We start from the raw sequence: 1715 nt of genomic DNA, 5'->3' as shown, positions 1-1715 counted from the left end.
AGGTAACAGTAATAACACCTTGTGCACCAACGCCAACGCTATTTACTGCATTACCTTTAATCGAACCTGAAGATGCCAATCCTGCCGAAACGTTCGAGCCAGGGAAACGACCAGTCGAGCTGTAGAACTCAGTTACCGAAGCTTTTGCGCCAGAAGCCAGACCCAGACCTTCAGCTACATGCGAACGCTTGGTGTAATCTTGATAAGCAGGGATCGCAACAGCAGCTAGAATACCGATGATCGCAACGACGATCATCAATTCAATCAGGGTAAAACCTTTTTGTACATACTTCATTGATATTCCTTTAATTAATTAAAGTGCATGGGTTCTTAACTAGAATGCAAATTCTAGGCCAGATCTCAAAAATATAAAACTTCATTTTTAATCATGTGGTTATATTTTATGTAACAGCTTTCATGAGCCATGACAACTGTTATGATGTGTCACTCTATGACAAATTACGTCACAAATCATATGCCAAGCATAAAATATCTGTACAAAATAGCAGGAATACCAATTGATAAAATTATCTTAGCTTTCCCTATCGAGACGACGTCCCCCCGACTTTAGTCATTTCGTTACACACAACCCATTTGGCATAATGCAATGTTTGCCTGAGACCCCCTAAGTCAGACTAGTTGTCGCCCTCAACCAAAGTCCGGATGATGCTGGCAGGAGCGTCAATTAATGCAAAAGAAACCTTATTCCCCCGAATTTAAAGAACAAGCCTTGCTCAAGGTAAGGCAACGTGGAGCGTGGACGATTGAGTCGGTTGCGCAGGAATTGAATATGCCTTTCACGACCTTGAAAGGTTGGATGAAAGAGCGCTTGCGTAAGCCAGACTTGGCCCTGGAAGGGCTGGGCCGCGATTGGTTCGCTGAGCAGCGCCTGCAGGCGCTGCTGGAGAGTCATGCGCTGTCTGAGCCCGAGTTGCATGCGTGGTGCCGTGAAAAAGGCCTGTTTGTGCATCAATTACCAAAGTGGCGTGAAGACTTTTGCAAAGTGCAAGCCAGCCCGAGCCAGGAAAGCCAGGCGGCCCTGCGTGAGCTGCAAAACCAACATACTCAATTGCAGCGTGAGCTGCGTTACAAAGAAAAGGCCTTCGCGGAAGCGGCTGCATTGCTGGTATTGCAAAAAAAGTTCCAGGCGCTGTTTGGGGACGAGGGAAAATGACGTCATCCGAACAGCGCCAAACCATCCTGGAATGGCTTGCACAAGCGCATCAACAAGGCGCCCGGCAAAGTGAAGTCTGCCGACTGCTCGGCCTGAGTGATCGCACCTTACAGCGCTGGCGCGAGCCGCAGCGGAACGAGGGGGATAGGCAGGTGCGCGCATTGCGCCGCCACAATATTCCGCCGAACAAGCTCAGCGAGACCGAGCGCCAAGCCGCGTTGGCGACCCTGCATAGCTCGCCTTATCAAGACTTGCCACCCAGCCAGGTCGTCCCACGCCTGGCAGACGAGGGGATTTATCTGGCGTCCGAATCGACGATGTTGCGGCTACCCCGAGTTCAACGGTTCACGCTCGATTTTCTTGATTTTCACCCCGCCAACCCAACAACGATGGTTTTTTTCACGGTGTCCAAGCAAAAAGCCATGTGGTGGCACGTTTTAGGTCTTACAAGATCAATTTGATAAGCCAGGGCTGGCTGGTAAAGTGGCGGCATGTTCGTCAAAATTACCAAGTCCGGCCCCCGCCGCTATGTCCAGCTGGT

At 50.0% G+C, this 1715-nt stretch carries 3 protein-coding genes; 2 read left to right on the top strand and 1 reads right to left on the bottom strand.

Going from position 1 to position 1715, the window contains the following annotated elements:
- Positions 1 to 295, bottom strand: a 295-nt coding sequence (locus FFS57_RS26035; protein WP_137940496.1) for a pilin, incomplete at its 3' end; no start/stop codon positions are given.
- 393 nt (positions 296 to 688) lie between these two features.
- On the opposite strand from FFS57_RS26035, the gene FFS57_RS24820 reads away from it, so the two are divergent.
- Together FFS57_RS24820 and FFS57_RS24815 are read left to right on the top strand one after the other, a co-directional pair.
- A complete protein-coding gene (locus FFS57_RS24820; protein ID WP_137940495.1) occupies positions 689 to 1174 on the top strand; it encodes a transposase in 486 nt (161 codons plus the stop codon).
- Positions 1171 to 1635 (top strand): helix-turn-helix domain-containing protein, encoded by a 465-nt coding sequence (locus FFS57_RS24815; RefSeq protein ID WP_137940494.1) that lies wholly within the window; start codon positions 1171 to 1173, stop codon positions 1633 to 1635. Before FFS57_RS24820 ends, FFS57_RS24815 begins: the two co-directional genes overlap by 4 nt.
- Positions 1636 to 1715 lie beyond the last annotated feature (80 nt).

It is taken from the genome of Chitinivorax sp. B, from assembly GCF_005503445.1.
Classification (GTDB): domain Bacteria; phylum Pseudomonadota; class Gammaproteobacteria; order Burkholderiales; family SCOH01; genus Chitinivorax.
This window is presented reverse-complemented; position numbering and strand designations above follow the sequence as displayed.